Source organism: Roseisolibacter sp. H3M3-2, from assembly GCF_029211165.1.
GTDB lineage: Bacteria > Gemmatimonadota > Gemmatimonadetes > Gemmatimonadales > Gemmatimonadaceae > Roseisolibacter.
Genome location: NZ_JARGEK010000021.1, coordinates 11,991 through 27,551 on the forward strand (window position 1 = coordinate 11,991; position 15,561 = coordinate 27,551).

A 15,561-nucleotide genomic window follows, 5' to 3' on the forward strand; every position below is an offset into this window, starting at 1 on the left:
GGCTGCGGGCTGCGGGTTCGACGAATCCGCAGCCCGCAGCCCGCAGTCCGCGCAACGAGTGCCGGTCACACCCGCTCCAGGATGGTCGCCACCCCTTGCCCCACCCCCACGCACATCGTCGCCAGCGCGTAGCGGCCGCCGATCGCCTTGAGCTCGTGGGCGGCGGTCAGCAGCAGGCGCGCGCCGCTCATGCCGAGCGGGTGGCCGAGGGCGATGGCGCCGCCGTTCGGGTTCACGCGCGGATCGTCCTCGGCCACGCCGAGCTCGCGGAGACACCCGATCACCTGGGCGGCGAACGCCTCGTTCAGCTCCAGCACGTCCATGTCGGCGAGCGAGAGGCCGGCCTGCGCGAGCACCTTCCGGGTCGCCGGCACCGGGCCGAGCCCCATCACGCGCGGCTCGACGCCGGCCGCCGCGGTGGCGACGATGCGCGCCAGCGGCTCGGCGCCGGCGGCCTTCGCGCCCGCTTCCGAGCCCACGAAGAGCGCGCACGCGCCGTCGTTGAGCCCCGAGGCGTTGCCGGCGGTCACCGAGCCCCTGCCGTCGGTGCGGAACGCCGGCTTCAGCTTGCCGAGCCCCTCGATGGTCGTGTCGGGGCGGAGGAACTCGTCCTGGGCGACCGTGACGGGCCCCTTCCGCCCGGCCGGCACCTCGACGGGGACGATCTCGCGCTCGAAGCGGCCGGCCGCGCGCGACGCCGCCGCCTTCTGCTGCGAGGCGCAGGCGAAGACGTCCTGCGCCTGCCGGTCGATCCCGAGGCGCTCGGCGACGTTCTCCGCCGTCTGCCCCATCGAGTCGGTCCCGTACGCCTCGCGCATCCGCGGGTTCACGAAGCGCCAGCCGAGCGCGGTGTCGAACAGCTCCATGTCGCGCCCGAACGGCCTGGACGACTTGGAGAGGACGTAGGGCGCGCGCGTCATGTTCTCGACGCCGCCCGCGACGTAGAGGTCCCCCTCCCCGCCGCGGACCGCGCGGGCCGCCGAGGCGGCGGCGCTCATGCCGGAGGCGCAAAGGCGGTTGACCGTCTCGCCGGGGACCGAGTCGGGGAGCCCGGCCAGCAGCGCGGCCATGCGGGCGACGTTCCGGTTGTCGTCCCCCGCCTGGTTGGCGCAGCCGAGGATCACGTCGGTCACCAGCGCCGGGTCGAGCGACGGGTGCCGCGCGACGAGGGCGCGGATCGTGTGGGCGGCCAGGTCGTCGGCCCGCGCCTCGGCGAGGGCGCCGCCGAGGGCGCCGATCGGGGTGCGGACGCCGTCGACCAGGAAGGCGTGCGTCATCGGGAAGGCGTATGGGAGGCGGCCGCGTGGGGGCGCCGCGTGTCGTAGGAGGTGCCGCGGAAGAGGGCGACCGGCTCGCCGCGCCCGTTGGTCACCGTCACCCGGTAGAACCCCACGCGGCGCGGATCGGTCTCCGCCTCGGCCACTGCCGTGAGTACGTCGCCCACGTGCGCGGCGTTCGGAAACGACACCGCGACGTCGAGGGCGACCTCGATCGTGCCGCGGGTGTTGCAGGCGAAGGCGAAGGTGCTGTCGGCCAGCGAGAAGGTGACGCCGCCGTGGCAGATGCCGAAGCCGTTGCACATGTCGGCCCGCACCGTCATCCGGGTCACGCTGCGGTGCGGGGCGGTCTCCAGCACCTCGAGCCCGAGCCACCGACTGAACGCGTCGTGGGCCACCATGTCGGCGACCACGCGCTCGGCGAGCCCCTGGCCGTCGTCGGTCATGCGAGCACGCCGGCACCCTCGCGGGCCGCGCGGCGCAGCAGCGGCGAGACGCGGTACCGGTCCTCCTGGTAGCGCTCGCGCAGCGCGTCGATCTCGGCGGCCAGCGCGTCGAAGCCCACCTCGGCGCCCCACGCCAGCAGCCCGCGCGGGTAGTTGACGCCCTTGGTCATGGCCAGCTCGACGTCGGCCGCGGTGCAGACGCGCCAGAAGACGGCGTCGCACGCCTCGTTGACCAGCATCGCGAGGACGCGGCGCAGCATGGCGCGCCCCAGCTCCTCGTCGCGCGTCGGCTCGGGCTTCGCCGCGCCGTCGGCGTGGTCGTAGAAGCCGCGCTTCGTCTTGCGCCCCAACCGCCCCGCCTCGACCAGCCGCTGCTGCGTCAGTGACGGGCGGTAGCGGGGGTCGTGGAACGTCTGCTCGTAGACCGACCGGGTGACGGCGAAGTTCACGTCCACGCCGATGAAGTCCATCAGCTCGAAGGGCCCCATGCGGAACCCGCCGAGCTCGCGCATCGCCCAGTCGATGGTCGGCGCGTCGGCGACGCCCTCGTCGAGCAGGCGCAGGCTCTCGCCGTAGTACGGGCGCGCGACGCGGTTCACGATGAAGCCCGGCGTGTCGGCGGCGAGCACGGTGACCTTCCCCCACGCGTCGACGAGGGTCCGGGTGGCGGTCGCGACGTCGGGGTCGGTGGCCATGGCCGGGACGATCTCGACCAGCGGCATCACCGGCGCCGGGTTGAAGAAGTGCACGCCGATCACCCGCTCGGGGCGGCGGCACCCGCCGGCGATGGACGCGACGCTCAGCGACGACGTGTTGGTCGCGAGCACGCAGTCGTCGGCGACGACGGCCTCCAGGCGGTCGAAGGTGCCGCGCTTGACGGGCGGGTCCTCGATCACCGCCTCGATCACCAGGCCGGCGCGGCCGAACGACGCGGCGAAGGCGTCGCGGTCGTCGACGCCGCGGACGAGCGTCAGGTTGGCGCGCGCGGCCTCGGCGGCGTCGGGGGCGAGGCGTCCCTTCTCGACCTCGCGGGCGAGAGCCGCGGCGATGCCGGCGGCGGCGCGGTCGGCGGCCTCGGGGCGGGCGTCGGCGAGGACGACCGGGTGGCCGTGGCGGAGGGCGACCTGCGCGATGCCGGCGCCCATGGCGCCGGCGCCGACGACGCCGATGGTCGAGGTGGAGTCGGGGGTCACGTGTGCGTTCGAATGGTGCGGAGTGGCGTCCCGGTGGGAGTCATCCTGAGCGCAGCGAAGGATCTAGGATGCCCGCACGCAGGAGGACGCATCGTGGCAAAGACGCTGTGGGTGTACATCATGGCCAGCCGCACCCGCCGACTGTACCTGGGGTGTACCTCGAGTCTGCCGCGCCGAGTGTTGCAGCACCGCACGGCGTACTACCGGGGACACACCGCCAAGTACCGGATCGAGCGGCTCGTCTGGTACGAGGCGCACGCCGACGCGCGGTCGGCAGTCCGACGCGAGCGGGAGCTGAAGGGTTGGCTGCGCGCTCGGAAGGTCGCCCTGGTGGAGTCGGAGAACGCGGGTTGGCGTGACCTCGCACCGGACGTCGGGCTGCCGTCGCTCGACCTGGGCTGACTCCTGGCCCGGCGCGACCGAGACCCTTCGCTGCGCTCAGGGTGACACCTAACGCCCCACGAACACCGGCTTCCGCTTCTCCACGAACGCCCGCACCCCCTCCGCGTAGTCCGCCGTCCGCCCCGCCTCCCGCTGCAGCCCCTCCTCGAACGCCAGCTGCGCCTCCAGCCCGCTCCCCAGCCCCGCGTTCAGCCCCCGCTTGATCAGCCCCAGCCCCCGCGTCGGCATCCCCGCCAGCCGCCGCGCCAGCGCCGTCGCCGCCGAGTCCAGCTCCTCGGCCGCCACCACCTGGTAGATCATCCCCCAGTCCAGCGCCTGCCGGGCCGGCAGCTTCTCGCCGAGCATCGCCAGCTGCGTCGCGCGCGCCATCCCGACCAGGCGCGGGAGCACGAACGTCCCGCCGCTGTCCGGGATCAGCCCGATGTGGCAGAACGACTGGATGAAGTTCACCGACTCGGCGGCCACCACGAAGTCGCAGGCGAAGGCCAGGTTCGCCCCCGCGCCGGCGGCCACGCCGTTGACCGCCGCCACCACCGGCTTCTCGAGCGCGCGCAGGGCGCGGATCACCGGGTTGTAGCAGTCGCGGACGATGTCCCCGAGGTCGGGGTCCGGCTCCCCCGCGGCCGGGAGCACCGCCGCCAGGTCCTGCCCCGCGCAGAACGCCCGCCCCGCCCCCGTCAGCAGCACCGCGCGCACCGCGTCGTCGGCCGCCGCGGCGTCGAGCGCCGCGCGCAGCTGCGCCGCCATCGCGTGGTTGAAGCTGTTCAGCACCTCGGGGCGGTCGAGCGTCAGGCGCGCGATCCCGTCGGCGGTCTCGGCGCGCACGTGCTGGTCGGGCATTCGGGGGCGGGTCGGGGGGGCGCGGCCGGGCGGGTCCAACGGCGGCGTGCCGAAAGCTATCATTCGGGCGCGCGCCGCCGGCAGTCGCGTGGCAGTCGCGCCCCCCCGACCCGAGACCCATGGCCGTCCGCTCCCGCCCCGCCGCCCCCCGCCCGCACGCCGCCGACGCCGCGACCGCCCGCTTCGACTGGCGGCGCGTCGCCTACCAGGTGCTCGCCTCGCGCGCCCTGGACGAGGCCGAGGAGGCGACCAACCGGAACAAGGGGAGCGTCCCGCGCGAGCACGTCGTGCTCTACCAGTTCTCGGCGCGCGGGCACGACATGGGGCAGGTCCTCCTCGGCGCCCTGCTCGACCGGCCGCACGACGCGGCCGGCGCCTACTACCGCTCGCGCCCCCTGCTCCTCTCGCTCGGGCTGTCGCTCGAGGACGCGCTGGCCAGCCCCCTCGGCCGCGCCGGCGGGTTCAGCGACGGGCGCGACATCGGCGTCGTGTGCAACCTGCCGACGCGCGGCGGGGCCGTCGTCCTCCCGATGGCCGGCGACGTCGGCGGGCAGTACACGCCGGTGGCCGGCTGGGCGCAGGCGATCGGCTACCACCGCGACGTCCTCGGCGACAGGTCGTGGGACGGCTCGATCGGCGTGGCCCTCGGCGGCGAGGCGAGCGTGGCGACCAACGGCTTCTGGTCGGCGCTCACCATGGCGACGACGCTCAAGCTCCCGATGCTCTTCTACGTCGAGGACAACGGGCTCGGGATCTCGGTGCGCAGCCACATGCAGACGCCGGGGGCCAACATCGCGGCCAACCTCGCGTCGTTCCAGAACCTGTTCCTGCGCGACGGCGACGGCTGCGACCCCGCGCAGGCCGCGCGGCTGCTCGCCGAGGGCGTCGACCACGTGCGCTCGGGCGAGGGGCCGGCGCTGGTGCGCCTCACGGTGCCGCGCCTCTCCAGCCACTCGGGCCCCGACAACCAGAAGGGGTACCGCACCCCCGACGAGATCGCGGCCGACGAGGCGCGCGACCCGCTCCCGCGGCTGCGCCGCCACGTGCTCGAGATGGGCGCGCTGTCCGAGCAGGAGTGGACGGCGCTGGAGCAGGAGGTGCAGCGCGACGTCGACGCGGCGCTCGCGGCCGCGCGCGCCCGCCCCGTGTCGGCGCCCGAGAAGGTGAAGCGCTTCGTGGTGGCGGAGGCGCTGCAGCCGGGGGACGAGGAGGCGATGGGCGGCATCTCCGACGCGGAGCGCGCGGCGCTCGGCGGCACCGGGGACGCGGCGACGGAGGGCCCGATGGTGCGCTTCGCCGAGGCGGTGCGCCGCACGCTGGCGCGCGAGCTCGAGGTGAACCCCAAGCTCCTGGTCTTCGGCGAGGACGTCGGGGCCAAGGGGGGCGTGCACCTCGTCACCGAGGGGCTGCAGAAGCGCTTCGGCGAGGGGCGCGTGTTCGACACGTCGCTGTCCGAGGAGGGGATCATCGGGCGCGCAGTGGGGATGGCGTACTCCGGGCTCGTGCCGGTCGCCGAGATCCAGTTCCGCAAGTACGCCGACCCCGCCACCGAGCAGCTGAACAACTGTGGCACCGTGCGGTGGCGCACCGCCAACCGCTTCGCGGCGCCGATCGTGGTCCGCATGCCGGGCGGCTTCGGCAAGGACGTCGGCGACCCCTGGCACTCGCTCTCCGACGAGGTGCGGTTCGCGCACTCGCTCGGCTGGCAGGTCGCGATCCCGTCCAACGCCGCCGACGCGGTGGGGCTGCTGCGCGCCGCCATGCGCTCGCCCAACCCGACGATCTTCTTCGAGCACCGCGCGCTGCTGATGACCAGCGACGGGAGCGCGCGCTACCCGGGCGACGACTACGTCGTGCCGTTCGGGAAGGCGGCGGTGCTGCGCGAGGGGACCGAGGTCACCCTCGTCACGTGGGGCGCGCTGGTGCACCGCTGCCGCGAGGCCGCCGAGCGGCTGGGCGACGGCGTGGTGGAGCTGCTCGACCTGCGTACGGTCGCGCCGTGGGACCGCGAGGCGGTGCTGGCCTCGGTGCGCAAGACGGGGCGCTGCCTGGTCGTGCACGAGGACACCCGCACCGCCGGCTTCGGCGCCGAGATCGCGGGGACGCTCGCGCAGGAGGCGTTCTGGCACCTCGACGCGCCGGTCGAGCGGTACTGCGTGGACGACGTCCCGATGCCCTACCACCCGACGCTGCTCGAGGCCGTGCTGCCGAGCGTCGAGGGGATCGTCCAGCGGGTGGAGGCACTGCGGCGGGTGTGACGGGGTACGATGGCACTCGCCCTGCCCTCGTGCCTCGCATCCCACGCCGGAGTGCCGCCGTGACCCGCTCCTCCCGTCTGCGCCTGCTGCTCCTGTTCCCCGCGCTGGCCGCCTGCGCCGGCCGCGCCCCCGTCCGGACCGAGGAGGCGTCGTCCGGCGAGGTCGAGCTGCGCGACGACGAGATCCTGGTGCGGGTGACCAACACCTACCAGGGGATCCTCGACGTCTACGCCATCGGCAGCGGGCTGGTCGACCGGCTGGGCACCGTCTCCGTCGGCACCCCCGGGACCTTCCGCGTGCGGCTCCGCCAGTTCTCGGCGGCCGCGCCCATCCGCATCGTGGCGCGCGCGATCGGCGGCGGCGGGTCGGCCAACTCCGGGCCGCTCAACCTGACCGGGGGCGAGGTGGTCGACCTGACGGTCAACGCGAACCTCTCGGCAGGCGTGCTCATCCGGTAAGCGGGGGCGCGGGAGGGGCCGAAACGGCACGTGCCGGCGCACCGCTCGTCGCGGCGTCCGGCACGCGTCCATCGTTCCCTCTGGCAAGGGATGCCATCCCGCCCCGGAGTTCCCCAACCCCGGGACCACGCGGTCCGGCGCATTCTTAGACGCAGCGACGCGCGATTCTGTTGCGCGGCGCGACGAATGCGCACGTTCGCGTTACGTCAGGGGCCAGCCGTCAGATCGGCTTGAACTCCTCGAACGGCTGCCGGCAGTCGTCGCACGTGTGCAGCGCCTTGCACGCCGTGGAGCCGAACGCGCTCTGCAGCCGCGTGGCGTGCGAGCCGCAGAACGGGCACGGCACCGGCTCGGGGGCCGCGCCGCGCCGCCGCAGCGTGACCAGCCCCGCGGAGGCGCCGCCGGCGCGCGGGGGCGCGATCCCGTAGGCGCGCAGCTTGGCGCGCGCGGCGTCGCTCATCCACTCGGTCGTCCACGCGGGCGCGAACACGGTGCGCAGCCGCGCGTCGGCCCACCCGCGGGCGTGCAGCGCCGCGAGCACGTCGCGCTCGATCTCGCGCATCGCCGGACACCCCGAGTAGGTCGGGGTGATCACGACGGTCAGCGCGTCGCCGTCGATCTCGACGTCGCGCACGATCCCCAGCTCGACCACGCTGATGACCGGTACCTCGGGGTCCGGCACCGTCTCCAGCGCGGCCCAGACGTTGGCCGCGGTCAGCGGCTGCGGCTCGATCGGGGCCGCCGGCGACGCGTCCGGCGCCGGCTCCAGCTCCCACCCGTCGCCCAGCGCGCGCGCCAGCGCCCCCGGGTCGGCGGGCGCCCGGCGGTCTACCACGTCGCCCCCGGGTGCGAGCGCGCCACGATCTGCATCTCGGCGAGCATGAGCCCGAGGTGCTCCGTGTGGCGCCCCGTCCGCCCGCCGCGCGCGGGCAGCACCTTCTCCGGCACCGTCAGCGTCGCCTCGGCGAACACCTCGCGGACGCTCGCGTCCCACCGCGGGCGGAGCGCGTCGAGGTCCGCGCCGATCCCGGCGGCCAGCATCGCGCGGTCGACGTCGTCGGGCGTGGTCGGCTCGGCGGCGAAGCGCCACAGGTCGTCGAGCGCGCGCTGCGCGCGGCGGCGGCTCTCGCCGGTGCCGTCGCCCAGGCGCACCACCCAGTCGGCGCTGTGGCGCACGTGGTACTGCGCCTCCTTGTGCGCCTTCGCCATGACGCCCGCCAGGTCGGCGTGCGCGCTCCCCTGCAGCGCCTCGGTGAGCAGCACGTCGTAGGCGTCGAACAGGAACTGGCGCACCATCGTCACCGCGAAGTCGCCGCGCGGCACCTCGACCAGCTGCACATTGCGGAACTCGACCGCCTCGCGATGATACGCGAGCGCGTCGGCGTCGCGCCCCTTCCCCTCGGCGGCGCCGGCGAGGCCGAGCAGCGACGTCGACTGCCCGACCAGGTCGAGCGCGATGTTGCCGAGCGCGATGTCCTCCTCGAGGATCGGCGCGTGGCCGACCCACTCGGAGAGCCGGTGGCCGAGCACGAGCCGGTCGTCGCCGTGGCGGAGCAGGTACTCGACCAGCGGGTCGGCGACGACGCCCGAGGTGGCGAGCGCCGGGGCGGCGGCGACCGGCGCGGCCGCCGACGGCGAGGCGTCGCCGCTCATACGCCGCGCACGCCGCGCGGCGCCTTGTAGAAGTGCGGGTGCACGTACGGCCGCTCGTTCATCGGGTCGAAGTACGGCCCGGCGTCCGAGGGCGTCGTCGCGGCGACCGCGCCCGTGGGGACGACCCACATGCTGATCACCTTCCCGCGGCGCCCGTAGACGTCGCGCGCGTTCTGCAGGGCGTGCGCGGCGTCGGTGGCGCGGACGCTCCCCGCGTGCTCGTGGGGGGCGCCCTGCTCCTCCTGCGTGAACACCTCCCAGAGGTTCCACTGCCCGTCCGCCGTCTGCTCGGCCGGCGGCGCCGCCGGCTCCTGCTGCCCCGGCTCGCCGGGGACAGTCAGCACGTTTCCGTACACGCGTCGGCTCCCGTCAGGCGGCGCGCGGCGCGCCGCGGCCGGCCTTCTTCTCGGCGTGCGCCGTCGCGGCCGCGCGCACCCACTCGCCGTCGGCGTGCGCGTCGCGGCGGGCCGCCACGCGCTCGCGGTTGCACGGCCCGTCGCCCTTCACGACCTGCCAGAACTCGTCCCAGTCGATCTCGCCGAACTTCCAGTTCCCCGTCTCGGCGTCGAAGGCGAGCGCCGGGTCCGGGATCGTCAGGCCGACGGCCTGCGCCTGCGGGATCGTCAGGTTCACGAAGCGCTGCCGCAGCTCGTCGTTCGAGAACTTCTTCACGCCCCACCGCATCAGCTCGTCCGAGTTGGTCGACGCGGCGTCGTGCGGCCCGAACATCATGAGCGTCGGCCACCACCAACGGTCGACGGCGTCCTGCACCATCGCGCGCTGCGCGTCCGTGCCCTGGGCGAGCGCGGCGACGCTCTCGAAGCCCTGCTTCTTGTGGAAGTTCTCTTCCTTGCAGACGCGCACCATGGCGCGCTTGTACGGGCCGTACGAGCAGTGCTTGGCGAGCGCCGTCTGGTTCACGATGGCCGCGCCGTCGACGAACCACCCGATCACGCCGACGTCGGCCCAGGTCAGCGTCGGGTAGTTGAAGATGCTGGCGTACTTCGCCTTCCCCGTCAGCAGCTCGTCGAGCAGCTGCTGGCGGTCGACGCCGAGCGTCTCGGTGCCGCAGTAGATGTACAGCCCGTGGCCGGCCTCGTCCTGCACCTTGGCGAGGAGCGACAGCTTGCGGCGCAGGCTGGGGGCGCGCGTGATCCAGTTCCCCTCGGGGAGCATCCCGACGATCTCCGAGTGCGCGTGCTGCGACATCATGCGCACGAGCTGCTTGCGGTAGCGCTCGGGCATCCAGTCCTTCGGCTCGATCGACTCGCCACGGGCGATGCGCGCCTCGAACTCGGCGAGCTTGGCGGGATCCTCGGTCATGGCGGGCTGCGGCGTCACGGCGGTGGCGTCCTCGGCGGGTCCAGGGGGTGCGGTCGTGGGCGGGGGCTGCCCCAGTTGTACCCCGTCACCCACGTAATATACCGCCCGTCCCCCGGGCAACGTTGAAGCCGCCGCCCGGGATCCCTCTCGCCCGCGACCGTTCATGACGCACCCGCTCCCCCCCGCCGGCCTCGTCGCCACCGAGACCGCCGACGGGATCGCCACCGTCCGCTTCGGCCACCCGAAGGGGAATTCCCTCCCCGGCGCCATCCTCCGCGAGCTGGCGGCGCAGGTCCGCCGCGCCGGGCAGGACCCCGCCGCCCGCGTGATCGTCCTGCGGAGCGAGGGGACCGGCCCCTTCTGCGCCGGCGCCTCGTTCGACGAGCTGGTGGCGATCGACTCGCCGGAGCGCGGCCGCGAGTTCTTCAGCGGCTTCGCCGGGGTCATCCTGGCGATGCTGCGGGCACCGAAGTTCGTCCTCACCCGGGTGCACGGGAAGACGACCGGCGGCGGCGTCGGGCTCGTCGCCGCCTCCGACTACGCCATCGCCACCGCCGGCGCCGCCTGCAAGCTCAGCGAGCTGGCGGTCGGCATCGGCCCGTTCGTCGTCGGCCCGGTGATCGAGAAGCGGATCGGCAACGCCGCCTTCGCCCAGATGGCCGTCGACGCCGACTGGCGCGACGCCCGCTGGGCGCACACGCACGGTCTCTACGCGACCCTGGTGGACGACGTCGCCGCGCTCGACGCCGCCGTCGACGCGATGGCCCGCCGCCTCGCCGGCTTCAACCCCGAGGCGATGGCCGACATCAAGCGCGTCGCCTGGGAGGGGACCGAGACCTGGGACGCGCTGCTCGCCGAGCGCGCGGAGATCAGCGGGCGACTCGTGCTGTCGGAGTTCACGCGGTCGGCGATCGCGAAGTTCAAGGGGGGGTGAGTGCGCTGCGGGCTGCGGGCTGCGGGTTCGTTCGGATCCGCAGCCCGCAGCCCGCAGCGTCTCCCCGATCCGCAGCCCGCAGCCCGCAGCGCCGCCCCCGTTCGACGGGCGGGCCTCAGAGATTCCGCGCCGCCTCCTGGAACGTCTCCCGGTACCCGCCCGCGATCACCCGCGCCGTCGCCTCGCGCCCCACCGCGTACAGCCGCTCGGCGGCGACGAGCAGCGTCCCGACGTCGAACGGCGTCCCCTCGCGGCGCGCCAGCGACTCCTCGGCGGCGGTGAGGTAGCCCATCATCCCGCCGAGCTCCGGGTGCGCGTACACCTTGCCGGCGGCGAGCAGCGTGCGCTCCCCGGACTGGTCGGGCATCGCCAGGTTCTCGCTCCCGCACACGACGCGCACGTGCGGGTTGGCGGCCAGCACCGCCACCGACGCCGGGTCGAGCGAGCCGCCCGAGGCGTTGACGACCACCGCGTCGAACGGGAGCGCGAGGAACTCCTCCTTCCGCTCCACCGGCCACGCCTCGACGTCGTGCGCGGCGAGCCGCTCGCGCACCTCGGGGACCAGCTCCAGCGCGCGCACCTGCGCGCCGAGCGGCAGGATCCGGCCGAGCAGGTGCCGGCCGATGTTCCCGGCGCCGACCAGCGCGACCCGCGCGCGGGCGAGCGGCACGCCGGCCGCGTCGAGCATCCCGCGCAGCAGGTGGAAGTTCCCCTCGCCCGTCGGCTTCGACGTGTCGGCGAGCATGCTCCCCGCGAAGCGCGCGTGCATGTACGCGAGCGACGACGTCGCGCCGTCGGACAGGGTGCCGTGGCCGAGGTCCTGCCCCGTGGTCACGAGGATCCCGCCCGTCGCGTCGCAGTCGCGCAGGCAGGCGACCGCGAAGTCGAGCAGCGCGACGTCGCCGGGCTCCCCGACGCGCGAGCCGGGCGTCGGGTGCAGCACGCACTTCCCGCCGACGATGCGGTCGAGGTTGCGGCGCACCAGCGGGCCGCCGACGCGCAGCACGCGCGACCAGTAGACCTTCTCCTCCATCCCCACCGCCAGCCCCACGGCCTCGCGGTCGGAGTCGAAGCCGGGCTGCGAGGTGCGGCTCTCGGGGGCGATGCGGAAGCCGCCCAGCGACAGGCGCCCCGAGCCCGGCGCCGCGAGCGTGGCGACGCTCAGCCGCCAGCCCGTCTCGACGTGGGTGTAGCGGTAGACCCAGACGTCGAGCCCCCCGGCGACGAGGTCGGGGGCAAGGGCGCGGACGTCAGAAGGCGAGAGCACCTCGCGGCGCGTCGCGGCCGGGAGTGCGGGGTTCTGCGTGGCGAACACGAAGGGCGGGATCAGGGCGGAGGCGCGCCGGCCGCGAGGGCCGGCGCCAGTCGGGGGAGCGCGTCGCGCACGGCGGCCACCAGCGCGGCCCCGCGCACGTGGTCGCGCGCGCGCAGCGCGAAGTCTCGGCCGTCGCGCAGCCGGAACTGAATGGCGTCGGGGCCCGACTCGGCGGCGGCGACGTCGGCCCACGCGGCCGCGAACCGCTTCCGCCGCGACGCGCGGTAGTCGAACCCCTCGGGGGTCAGCACGAGGCGCGGCGCGCGGGACGCCGCCCCGACGCGGCGCGCGACGAGACGGCGCCCGCCGAGCGCCATCGCGAGGGTGAACGCCGCGGTGAGCACGAACGGGCGCACGATCCGCCCCGTCTCCGCCCACCGGTGCCACACCTCGAGCGCGAGCAGCGCCGCCGAGGCGACGCCCAGCCAGTCCACGCCGGCGAGCCGCGCCGGGAGCGCCGTCTCGTCGATCGGCGCGAGCGCCTCGGCCGACGCGTCGTCGTCGGCGCGCACCACGTGCCGCAGCTCGCGGCCGAGCAGCGCGAGCAGCCACACGCTCGCCGCGACCTCGACGACGCCGAGCACCCGCGCGCTCCCGCCGCGGCCGACGCCGGCGAGTCCCGCGCCAAGCAGCGTGACCGCCGCCGGGCCGTGCTCCAGCAGCCCGCGCAGCAGCTCGACGCGCTGCTGGCGGCGGAGCTGGACCGGGAGGACGATCCGCTCCCCCGCCGGCGCGGCCGGCGCGCTCACGCCCCCAGCGCGGGGTGCGCGCGGAAGCTCGCCAGCGCGTCCGGGTTGGCGAGCGCGTCGACGTTCTTGACCGGTGCGCCGTGCACCACCGCCCGCACCGCGAGCTCCGAGATCTTCCCGCTGATCGTGCGCGGGATGTCGGGGACGGCGGCGATGATGCGCGGCACGTGATGCGCGCTGCAGTGCTCCCGGATGCGGTCGCGGATCCGCGCCTGCAGCGCGCGGTCGAGCGTCGCGCCCTCGGCCAGCCGCACGAACAGGACGATGCGCGACGTCGAGTCGGCGCCGGCTCCGACCATCTGCTCGATGACCACGCTCTCGACGACCTCCGGGATCTGCTCGACCTGCCGGTAGATCTCGGCGGTCCCGATGCGGACGCCGCCCGGGTTGAGCGTCGCGTCGCTGCGCCCGTGGATCACCAGCCCGTCGCGGGGCGTCAGCTCCGCCCAGTCGCCGTGCCGCCAGGTGTTCGGGAAGACGTCGAAGTAGGCCGCGCGGTACTTGGCGCCGTCCGGGTCGTTCCAGAACGCGACCGGCATGCTCGGGAACGGGCGCGTGCACACCAGCTCCCCCGCCTCGCCGCGCAGCGGCCGCCCCGCGTCGTCGAACACGTCGACGGCCATCCCGAGCCCGCGCACCTGCAGCTCGCCGCGCCACACCGGCCCGATCGGGTTGCCGAGCGCGAAGCACGAGATGATGTCGGTGCCGCCGCTGATGCTGCTCAGGCGGACGCCCGGCTTCACGTCGCGCGCGACGTAGTCGTACGAGTACGCCGCCAGCGGGCTCCCCGTGGACAGGATGCAGCGCAGCGCCGCGAGGTCGTGGGTGCGCGCCGGCGCCACGCCCGACTTCTCGGCGAGCGCGAGGTACTTGGCGCTCGTCCCGAAGGCGGTGACGCCCTCGGCGGCGACGACGTCCCACAGGATCTCCGGCCGCGGCGCGGTCGGCGAGCCGTCGTACAGCACCACCGTCGTGCCGAGCGCGAGCCCCGACACCATCCAGTTCCACATCATCCACCCGCAGGTGGTGAAGTAGAAGAGTCGGTCGCCGGCGCGCAGGTCGGTGTGCAGTGCCAGCTCCTTGAGGTGCTGCAGCAGCGTGCCGCCGGCGCCGTGGACCATGCACTTGGGCAGGCCGGTCGTCCCCGACGAGTACATGATGTACAGCGGGTGGTCGAACGGCAGCCGCGCGAAGGCGAGCGGCGCGCCGCGCGTCCCGAACGCGTCCCACGCCACCCCGCCCCGCAGCGTCGCCAGCTCCGCCGCCAGCGCCTCCGCGTCGCGCACGCCGGCGACGACGACCGTCGTGCGGATCGACGGGATCGCGTCCACGATCGCGCGCACCCGCGGCAGGACGTCGACCGGCTTGCGGGCGTAGGTGTAGCCGTCGGCGCAGACGAGCACCGTCGGCTCGATCTGCCCGAAGCGGTCGAGCACCCCCTGCACGCCGAAGTCCGGCGAGCACGAGGACCAGAGCGCCCCGAGGCTGGCCGCGGCCAGCATCGCGACCACCGCCTCGGCGCCGTTGGGGACGAAGCCGGCGACGCGGTCGCCGACGCCGACCCCGGCGTCGCGCAGCCCGGCCGCGACGCGCGCGACCTCCTCGCGCAGCGCGTCGAACGACAGCCGCCGCGCGACGCCCCCCTCGGTCCACGCGACCAGCGCGTCGCCCGGCCCGGCGTGCCGCAGCAGGTTCTCGGCGAAGTTGAGCCGCGCCTCGGGGAACCAGCGCGGGCCGAGCTGCGGGTCGGGCGGCGCGACGCGGTCGCCGCCGACGAGCGTCGTCCCGCCCGGGTCGCCGACCACGCCGCCGAACCGCCAGACGAGCCGCCAGAACGCCTCGGGCGCGTCGACGCTCCACCGCCAGAGCGCGCCGTAGTCGCGCAGGTCGTCGCCGGCCACGGGGCGCGCCTCGGCGAGGAAGGCGGTCAGGTTGGCGCGGGCGACATCGTCGGCGGTCGGCTCCCAGATCGGGCGGGCGTCGGCGGTCTCGTGTGTCATCCGCCAAAGATGACCGGTGCCGCGGAACGACGTCAGGGGCCGGGCGGGCGGCGCCCGGCCGGGCCGCTCAGGGGCGGGCGGCCGCCCCGGCGCGGTCGCGCGGCCCGCGCTCTCCCGGCGGGATCCGCCACGACGCGAGGTCGGCCCACCACGCGTCGGCGCGCAGCTCCCCCGGGCGCAGCCGGCGGTGCGCGCCGGCGACGTTGCGCGCCTCGTAGAGCCAGACCGCGGGCGCGTCGTCGGCCAGCACCGCGTAGGCGCGCGCGAACAGCGCCTCGGCGCGCGCCGCGTCGAACGTCGCGCCCGCGCTGTCGACCAGCGCCTCGAACGCGGCGCTGCGGTAGCCGCTGGAGTTGGCGCCCCCGCGCCCGCCCGGCGACGGCGCGCCCCAGCGCTGCAGGATGCCGCGCGGATCCGGGTCGGCGTGCCACATCTCGAGCATCGCGTCCCACCCGCCGCCGCGCACCGCCGTCGCGAACGCCGCCGGGTCGAGCGCCTCGACCTCGATCTGCACGCCGACGCGACGCAGCTGCTCCTGCACCAGCACCGCCAGCTGGCGCCGCGCGGCGCTGGTCGCGTGCACGATGAGCATCAGCCGCAGCGGCCGCCCCGCGCGCTCGCGCACCGTGTCGCCGTCGGCGTCGCGCCAGCCGAGCGAGTCGAGGTCGCGCGCCGCGCGCGCCGTCGCGTACGTCGGGCCGAGCGCCTCGGGG

16 protein-coding genes are annotated in these 15,561 nt (G+C 75.1%); 4 read left to right on the forward strand and 12 right to left on the reverse strand.

Translation table 11 applies throughout. The features are described from left to right. Positions 1–65: 65 nt before the first annotated feature. Genes pcaF through PYV61_RS03720 form a run of 3 tightly spaced genes read right to left on the reverse strand, consistent with a single transcriptional unit; the run spans position 66 to position 2,916 of the window. Positions 66–1,277: a 3-oxoadipyl-CoA thiolase gene (gene pcaF, locus PYV61_RS03710; RefSeq protein ID WP_275828460.1), complete on the reverse strand. Its 1,212-nt coding sequence runs from the start codon at positions 1,275–1,277 to the stop codon at positions 66–68. Beyond that, positions 1,274–1,723 carry a hydroxyphenylacetyl-CoA thioesterase PaaI gene (gene paaI, locus PYV61_RS03715; protein ID WP_275828462.1) on the reverse strand — a complete coding sequence of 150 codons (450 nt, stop codon included), beginning with the start codon at positions 1,721–1,723 and terminating at the stop codon, positions 1,274–1,276. Before paaI ends, pcaF begins: the two co-directional genes overlap by 4 nt. Beyond that, positions 1,720–2,916: a 3-hydroxyacyl-CoA dehydrogenase NAD-binding domain-containing protein gene (locus PYV61_RS03720; RefSeq protein WP_275828464.1), complete on the reverse strand. Its 1,197-nt coding sequence runs from the start codon at positions 2,914–2,916 to the stop codon at positions 1,720–1,722. Before PYV61_RS03720 ends, paaI begins: the two co-directional genes overlap by 4 nt. A 93-nt stretch (positions 2,917–3,009) precedes the next feature. On the opposite strand from PYV61_RS03720, the gene PYV61_RS03725 reads away from it, so the two are divergent. After that, the gene (locus PYV61_RS03725) at positions 3,010–3,318 is read left to right on the forward strand and encodes a GIY-YIG nuclease family protein (protein WP_275828466.1); all 309 of its coding nucleotides are present in this window, start codon (positions 3,010–3,012) and stop codon (positions 3,316–3,318) included. Between the two features lie 48 nt (positions 3,319–3,366). Here PYV61_RS03725 and paaG read toward each other — a convergent pair whose 3' ends face one another. After that, positions 3,367–4,158 (reverse strand): 2-(1,2-epoxy-1,2-dihydrophenyl)acetyl-CoA isomerase PaaG, encoded by a 792-nt coding sequence (gene paaG / locus PYV61_RS03730; RefSeq protein WP_275828468.1) that lies wholly within the window; start codon positions 4,156–4,158, stop codon positions 3,367–3,369. Positions 4,159–4,277: 119 nt separating this feature from the next. On the opposite strand from paaG, the gene PYV61_RS03735 reads away from it, so the two are divergent. Together PYV61_RS03735 and PYV61_RS03740 are read left to right on the forward strand one after the other, a co-directional pair. Continuing rightward, positions 4,278–6,416 (forward strand): transketolase C-terminal domain-containing protein, encoded by a 2,139-nt coding sequence (locus tag PYV61_RS03735; protein WP_275828470.1) that lies wholly within the window; start codon positions 4,278–4,280, stop codon positions 6,414–6,416. 59 nt (positions 6,417–6,475) lie between these two features. Next, positions 6,476–6,874 (forward strand): hypothetical protein, encoded by a 399-nt coding sequence (locus tag PYV61_RS03740; RefSeq protein ID WP_275828472.1) that lies wholly within the window; start codon positions 6,476–6,478, stop codon positions 6,872–6,874. 220 nt (positions 6,875–7,094) lie between these two features. Here the strand turns inward: PYV61_RS03740 and paaD are convergent, their stop codons facing one another. The 4 genes from paaD to paaA are packed head-to-tail and all read right to left on the reverse strand — an operon-like array spanning position 7,095 to position 9,850. Next, positions 7,095–7,709 carry a 1,2-phenylacetyl-CoA epoxidase subunit PaaD gene (gene paaD / locus PYV61_RS03745; protein ID WP_275828474.1) on the reverse strand — a complete coding sequence of 205 codons (615 nt, stop codon included), beginning with the start codon at positions 7,707–7,709 and terminating at the stop codon, positions 7,095–7,097. Beyond that, a complete protein-coding gene (gene paaC / locus PYV61_RS03750) occupies positions 7,703–8,527 on the reverse strand; it encodes a 1,2-phenylacetyl-CoA epoxidase subunit PaaC (RefSeq protein WP_275828475.1) in 825 nt (274 codons plus the stop codon). Before paaC ends, paaD begins: the two co-directional genes overlap by 7 nt. Continuing rightward, positions 8,524–8,871, reverse strand: coding sequence for a 1,2-phenylacetyl-CoA epoxidase subunit PaaB (gene paaB, locus PYV61_RS03755; protein WP_275828477.1), 348 nt, complete (start codon positions 8,869–8,871; stop codon positions 8,524–8,526). The genes paaC and paaB overlap by 4 nt, the downstream gene beginning before the upstream one ends. 25 nt (positions 8,872–8,896) lie before the next feature. Next, positions 8,897–9,850, reverse strand: coding sequence for a 1,2-phenylacetyl-CoA epoxidase subunit PaaA (gene paaA / locus PYV61_RS03760; RefSeq protein ID WP_275828479.1), 954 nt, complete (start codon positions 9,848–9,850; stop codon positions 8,897–8,899). Between the two features lie 163 nt (positions 9,851–10,013). Here paaA and PYV61_RS03765 point away from each other — a divergent pair, with 163 nt between their 5' ends. Further along, entirely contained in the window at positions 10,014–10,784 is a 771-nt protein-coding gene (locus PYV61_RS03765) for an enoyl-CoA hydratase/isomerase family protein (protein WP_275828481.1), read from the forward strand. Positions 10,785–10,899: 115 nt separating this feature from the next. Here the strand turns inward: PYV61_RS03765 and PYV61_RS03770 are convergent, their stop codons facing one another. The 4 genes from PYV61_RS03770 to PYV61_RS03785 form a co-directional block, all read right to left on the reverse strand. Beyond that, positions 10,900–12,099, reverse strand: a complete 1,200-nt coding sequence (locus tag PYV61_RS03770) for a hypothetical protein (protein ID WP_275828483.1) — start codon at positions 12,097–12,099, stop codon at positions 10,900–10,902. Positions 12,100–12,110: 11 nt separating this feature from the next. After that, positions 12,111–12,848, reverse strand: coding sequence for a hypothetical protein (locus PYV61_RS03775; protein WP_275828485.1), 738 nt, complete (start codon positions 12,846–12,848; stop codon positions 12,111–12,113). Next, positions 12,845–14,848, reverse strand: a complete 2,004-nt coding sequence (locus tag PYV61_RS03780; protein WP_275828487.1) for an acetoacetate--CoA ligase — start codon at positions 14,846–14,848, stop codon at positions 12,845–12,847. Before PYV61_RS03780 ends, PYV61_RS03775 begins: the two co-directional genes overlap by 4 nt. 67 nt (positions 14,849–14,915) lie before the next feature. Continuing rightward, the coding region (locus PYV61_RS03785) for an ABC transporter substrate-binding protein (protein WP_275828489.1) at positions 14,916–15,561 on the reverse strand (646 nt) is incomplete at its 5' end.

What these genes read in the sequence shown, in the direction of transcription:
- pcaF (WP_275828460.1), bottom strand. Translation starts at nt 1,277, where the DNA reads ATGACGCACGCCTTCCTGGTCGACGGCGTCCGCACCCCGATCGGCGCC.
- paaI (WP_275828462.1), bottom strand. Translation starts at nt 1,723, where the DNA reads ATGACCGACGACGGCCAGGGGCTCGCCGAGCGCGTGGTCGCCGACATG.
- paaG (WP_275828468.1), bottom strand. Translation starts at nt 4,158, where the DNA reads ATGCCCGACCAGCACGTGCGCGCCGAGACCGCCGACGGGATCGCGCGC.
- PYV61_RS03735 (WP_275828470.1), top strand. Translation starts at nt 4,278, where the DNA reads ATGGCCGTCCGCTCCCGCCCCGCCGCCCCCCGCCCGCACGCCGCCGAC.
- paaC (WP_275828475.1), bottom strand. Translation starts at nt 8,527, where the DNA reads ATGAGCGGCGACGCCTCGCCGTCGGCGGCCGCGCCGGTCGCCGCCGCC.
- paaA (WP_275828479.1), bottom strand. Translation starts at nt 9,850, where the DNA reads ATGACCGAGGATCCCGCCAAGCTCGCCGAGTTCGAGGCGCGCATCGCC.
- PYV61_RS03765 (WP_275828481.1), top strand. Translation starts at nt 10,014, where the DNA reads ATGACGCACCCGCTCCCCCCCGCCGGCCTCGTCGCCACCGAGACCGCC.
- PYV61_RS03780 (WP_275828487.1), bottom strand. Translation starts at nt 14,848, where the DNA reads ATGACACACGAGACCGCCGACGCCCGCCCGATCTGGGAGCCGACCGCC.